Genomic DNA, 4,193 nt, shown 5'->3' on the forward strand with positions numbered 1-4,193 from the left:
GTTCGGGGGCCGGGCGGCCCACCAGGGGGCGCAGGGAGGCGAGGCGCGCCTCCGCGAGCGCCTTGGCGCGACGCCGGAACAGGCCTCTCACGAGAGCACCCCACGGAAGACGTCCCTGATGCCGTTGGCCGGACTTTCGTTTCTCCAGCAGCCGTAGCCATCAGACTCAGCAAGAGGGGGAGTGCCTGTCAGGAACCAATCGGCGAGAACGCCTCCACCGACTGCCACCGCTACGCCTATCGCAACAGGTGCGCCAAACGTGACGGCGGCACCCGCCACAATACCTACCGCCATGCCAACCCCGAAAGAGGCAGCGTCCGTCGCAACTGCCGCGGCCGCGTCGGCGGCCCTGACACCATCGGGGAGATAGGGATTGCGGTCATACTCCGCACAGGCATCCAGGCCTGCGCCCACGACGGCCAGGCCGACCGCCAGCTTCCCCGTCACCCCCTCGACCCTTCCCCACGGCCGACCATCCTCGATGGCCGTCCCATACACGCCGGCGGCGTTGCCGCCGATCTCGAAGTGCTCGCCAACCAGGTCCTTGGCACGCATGACCGCTTCGAACCTCTCGGGCATGCCCCCCGAGCCAAAGGCCCCGTTCTCGGCAAGCAGCCCAATCCTTGATATCCATGCCTTGCTGTCGACGGCACCGTTCACCGTCGTCGCGTCGGCCAGGTAGCCCTGGAGCGTCGTCACGAGCCCCTCCGCAGCGCCGCCCGCATCGAAGTCCTCGCCGCCCACGCCCGACACGGAGGAGGAGTAGCAGTCCTCGAAGCCGTTGACCGCCGACCTGAGGGCCCCTACGGCATCCGAGAGGTCGGCAAGCCTCCCAGACGCATCCTGGGTCCCCTGCAACAGCTCGGCAAGCGCGTCACATGCGTCTGTGGGCACGCCGCACGAAAGGGAGTCGAACCTCTCGACAACGTCCCTCACGCCGCCCGTCAGCGCCCACAGGTCGCCGTCACGGACGGATCGTGCCTGGGACTCGGGCCAGCCCCCGTCGTCGTGCAGCTCCACCGCCCTCCCCGAAGGTGCGCCGCCGTCGACCGCGAACGCAACCGCGGCCTGCGCGTCGCACAGCCCGTCAACTGAGTCGACCATGCATTCGAGCAGCGTGGAGAGAAAGGCGACCCGGTCCTGGACGTCCTGGCTGCAGCCCACCCAGTCGTTGAAGTGCTCGAGGAACGCGTACTGCGTCTCTCCGACGTTCCCGGAGTCCGCAAGCGACATCACGCTGTCCGACGCGGCACCCGCCTTCTCCTGCAGGCTGTCGACATCGTCGTCGAGACGCCTCGAGAACCGCTCGAGCGCTTCCGCGTCCGCGTAGAAACCGCCCATCTCGGCCTACCATCCCCCCTCGGCCCCACGCGAGCCACGCTCCCACTCCGTGAGGTCCGCGATCTCCGACTGAAGTTCCTCGATCTTCCTCTCGCACGAACTTGTCGCCAGGTCGACGAAGCCCTGCCAGCCGGCCGACACCTCCCGTATGGCCGCTGACGCCCCCGCCGCACCCACGAGAGGCGCGAGGGCGTCAAGCGACGAGGCGACCTCGGAGAGAGAGCCCTCGACAGACGCAACCTTCCCACCCAACGTGCCACACGCCTCGACTATCTCCTCGAGCAGGGAGATGTCCTGCTGGCACGCCGCCTTCTCCGCACTGCAATCGAGCATCTCAACCTCCCGTTCCCATGCCCTCGTTGCTTCGCGCGCACGTCTCGTCAACCTCGCGGAAGCAGTCATCCGCCTGGTAGAGCTTTCCGCCATCGCAGAACAGGGAGCCAGCGAGCCAGGACATGTACTGGCAGATCTTGCCCCCCTGTATGGTCGAGAGCAGCGCATCCGCCGTCCTGCCTTCAAAGCCGGAGGGCACGAGGGATTGCGCACCATCGCCGAGGTCGACGGAGACGCTGGAGTACTCACCGGAAATCTCCTTGAGCCTTGACGCAGTCTCCTGGTATGAGGCATGGTTGACCTCGATTGCGTCCCCTGCCGCCACTTCCCCGCACCCCCTCGGCCTTACGGTCCCCCTACCTTCTCGCATCCATGGTACACCTGCGCCCAAGGCCTGGCGCGAGGCGACGCGCACGCAGGGGAGGCGCAAGCCCCCCGCCATCTGGTTAAAGGGGACTTCCCTATTTGCCCGAGCAGACATCCCCTGCGTGACTGTTCGGCGCATGTGATGGCAGCGATGTATGGACGCCTGAGCCCAGCTCGTTGCCCCATCGATGGCCTGCCGCCCCCCAATCGTCAGGACGAACCTGACGCCCCTCGCCGGTCGTCCCGCCTTTCGTGGAGAAATCCCCTCCCAAGCCAGGCAGTGCTGAACTCTCGGCCCGTAAGGCGTCTGGGCATGGCAGGACGTAGCCGCATCTCATCGACCGAGTCTCCTGCGGTAGGGATTCCGATGTCCATCCGTCTGCGTCAAGCACGTCCATGCGTGGGTCGCTCAAGGCAGTTGACGTGACGGAGGGCTGAAGCCGATCGGATGGGACGCGAGCGGGCAACGGTGCAGAGACAACGACGGCGAAAATGTAGCCAACTTCGCACGACGTCAACTTGGTGCGATGCCCCGCCAGTTCGAGTAGAATGTCTTTGCCCGACCTGTTGCTGAGAATACAGCGAGGGCTCTCGAGAAGGGACATGGCGATGCCAGAGGATCAAGCCACTCAGACCCAGCCGACGCAGCTCACGCCTCCACAGGCAGCGTCACAATCCCAGCCAGCTTCCCCGACCAGCGCCCAGGCCTCGGCCCCCGAGACCGATGGCAAGGCCATTAGCGGTCTTATATGCGGCATCGTCGGCCTGCTCGTGTTCGGCATCATCCTGGGCATCATGGCTCTGATTTTCGGCAGCATGGCAAAAGTGAGCATCAAACAAGGAGAGCACTCGGGCAACGGCATTGCCACGGCCGCTATCGTGCTGGGCATCATCGACATCATTGTCCCGGCATTCCTACTCTGAGACCCATCTTGCCTGTTCGTGGGGACTTGTCACTCGATTCCGCTACATGGGCCATCTGAGAGCCGCAAATTCCTAAGTCTGCCTGGGAATTTGCAGCTCTTCAGGGCGCGATGGAGCCAAGCGGGAGAAAGCCCGGCGCGTCCATGTCATGTCTGCCTTGCGTCGTGTCTTCAAGTGGATACGCGAGGGCATAGCCGCCCCTACCAACCCGCAGCAGAGCCATTCCCGGCCTCGTCCTCCAGGCGGGAGATTGCGGTGTGGAAATCCTCCTCGATGCGATCCTCCTCATCGCGAAGCCGCCTCCGGTCGAGCCTTGCCTCCTCCTCGAACCGGTCCACCATCCGATAGGCCGCCTGCACGGTGCCGAGCCGCAGCTCCTCCCCATCGACGCCTGCGCGCCGCAGGAGGTTGGGCATGGCCGCCTCGCAGTCGTCGAGGAGCGCCAGGTTGTGCCACGCGAGAGCCTGAAAGTCCCCGAGGAGTCGCTCTCGCTCGGCGTCCCGTCTGACCAGTGCGCCCTCACGCCGCCCAAGGTCGAGGAGCCTCCTCTCGCGAACGCGCGCGGCCTCCTCCTCTTTGGCGGCGAGCCTGTCGGCGCCGCCTCCCATGTCCCCCGTCATGCCGCAGACCCCCAGTCCATCTCGTCGGTGACGGCAAGCTCGCCTATGTCGCCGGCGGAGAAGCGCGTCCGTCCCTCGTTGGCCCCGAGGTAGCCCCCCACCACGAGGCCGTCGAGGGCGTTTTCCGCCCAGGCCTCCACGCCCGCGCGGGTGAGGCCCGTGGCCGCGAGGAAGTCATCGGCCGGAATCTCAGGCGCACCATAGATTCCGCTGCTACCATTGACGTCCCGGAGAAACCTCACCTTCCTCTCGAGCGTGCGCGTCTCGAAGTCGTATGTCCAGTCGACCTGCACGCTATATCCGTCGCCATCGGAGGCGAGCACGAAGCCGCTGGTGGTGTGGATGACAACCTCATAGACCTCCGGCAGGCGAGCGATGGACAGGTGCAGCCCCTTGGGCTCGTACGTCTCGCCAGGAAGGAGATCGCCCAGGCCACCGCCTTTGTAGCCGTATTCGCAGTAGCTGGTCGTGCCATACTCGGTGCCGCTCATCCGCGAAACAAAATCCGCCGGCAGCGAGACCTCGCCCCTGCCGGGGAGCGCCAGGTGGGACGAGCTTGCCGGCCCCTCCAGGTAGAGCTCGTCGTAGACGTTGCGTATCGACGCCTCG

At 65.8% G+C, this 4,193-nt stretch carries 6 protein-coding genes; 1 reads left to right on the forward strand and 5 read right to left on the reverse strand.

Going from position 1 to position 4,193, the window contains the following annotated elements; all coding sequences use genetic code 11:
• Positions 1–87: 87 nt before the first annotated feature.
• From E0E00_RS00095 to E0E00_RS00105, 3 genes are read right to left on the reverse strand one after another with little or no spacing between them, the layout of a single operon-like run.
• Positions 88–1,341 (reverse strand): hypothetical protein, encoded by a 1,254-nt coding sequence (locus E0E00_RS00095; RefSeq protein WP_130810271.1) that lies wholly within the window; start codon positions 1,339–1,341, stop codon positions 88–90.
• A gap of 6 nt (positions 1,342–1,347) precedes the next feature.
• Positions 1,348–1,674: a hypothetical protein gene (locus E0E00_RS00100; protein WP_130810273.1), complete on the reverse strand. Its 327-nt coding sequence runs from the start codon at positions 1,672–1,674 to the stop codon at positions 1,348–1,350.
• A gap of 1 nt (position 1,675) precedes the next feature.
• Positions 1,676–1,999 carry a hypothetical protein gene (locus E0E00_RS00105; protein WP_130810275.1) on the reverse strand — a complete coding sequence of 108 codons (324 nt, stop codon included), beginning with the start codon at positions 1,997–1,999 and terminating at the stop codon, positions 1,676–1,678.
• Positions 2,000–2,643: 644 nt separating this feature from the next.
• Between E0E00_RS00105 and E0E00_RS00110 the strand changes: the two genes are divergently transcribed.
• Positions 2,644–2,964 carry a DUF4190 domain-containing protein gene (locus E0E00_RS00110; protein ID WP_165443461.1) on the forward strand — a complete coding sequence of 107 codons (321 nt, stop codon included), beginning with the start codon at positions 2,644–2,646 and terminating at the stop codon, positions 2,962–2,964.
• A 200-nt stretch (positions 2,965–3,164) separates the two neighbouring features.
• Here E0E00_RS00110 and E0E00_RS00115 read toward each other — a convergent pair whose 3' ends face one another.
• Positions 3,165–3,584, reverse strand: a complete 420-nt coding sequence (locus tag E0E00_RS00115; RefSeq protein WP_130810279.1) for a hypothetical protein — start codon at positions 3,582–3,584, stop codon at positions 3,165–3,167.
• Positions 3,581–4,193: hypothetical protein (locus E0E00_RS00120; protein ID WP_165443462.1), on the reverse strand; the 613-nt coding region annotated here is incomplete at its 5' end. The genes E0E00_RS00120 and E0E00_RS00115, both read right to left, overlap by 4 nt.

Origin of the sequence: Olsenella sp. Marseille-P4559 (genome assembly GCF_900605015.1) — a bacterium.
GTDB lineage: Bacteria > Actinomycetota > Coriobacteriia > Coriobacteriales > Atopobiaceae > Tractidigestivibacter.